Here is a 577-nt window from a genome sequence, read left to right on the forward strand (position 1 = left end):
ATGGAGTTATACGCTCATGCCGTTGCTCTCTGTTGCGGGAAAATCATGGAGCTGGCTGAATCCGCCATTTTCCCAGGAAACGAATACGGCATAGCATCAGCAGCATAAGCAGATCATGATCAATTTTAAGACAGTGTTTTTCATCCTTGCTCCTTTAGGATGAAGATGGCGGCAAAGTCAGGAGGCGTGTTTTCGCGTTTGAAGGTAAGTTTAGGTTGATCTGTTTTTGTTGTGCGGTTGAGGGTAACACAGGTAATTAAAAGGCCGTCTGAATGTTTTTCAGACAGCCTTTTTCAGGTTTATTCTTTAACCAAAGGACCTGATTGCTTTTCATTACCGGCGGCAATGCGTACCAATTGGAGAAATTCCGATTTCAGCTCAAACGGATCATCACCTTGGACTTGCTGTACCATTTTTTCAATGTCGCTCCAGCCAAGTTTGCCGTTGTATTCGCCGCCGCGCAGGGCTTGGGCATAGGAAGCCGCGGCAAGGGCGAGCAGGGTGTCTTTATCGGCTTGCTCCAGCGGTTTGCTACCAACGGGAATTGCTTGTTCCATCAGCTTGCTGTCTTTTGCCC

Annotated in this window: 1 protein-coding gene; it reads right to left on the minus strand. The window is 47.7% G+C overall.

The annotated features are described in order from the left end of the window. Positions 1–299: 299 nt before the first annotated feature. Positions 300–577: YfbK domain-containing protein (locus ACTHTU_RS11170; protein WP_440362585.1), on the minus strand; the 278-nt coding region annotated here is incomplete at its 5' end.

The sequence above is a fragment of the Neisseria sp. P0020.S005 genome (assembly GCF_051957055.1).
Taxonomy (GTDB): Bacteria; Pseudomonadota; Gammaproteobacteria; order Burkholderiales; family Neisseriaceae; genus Neisseria; species Neisseria subflava_A.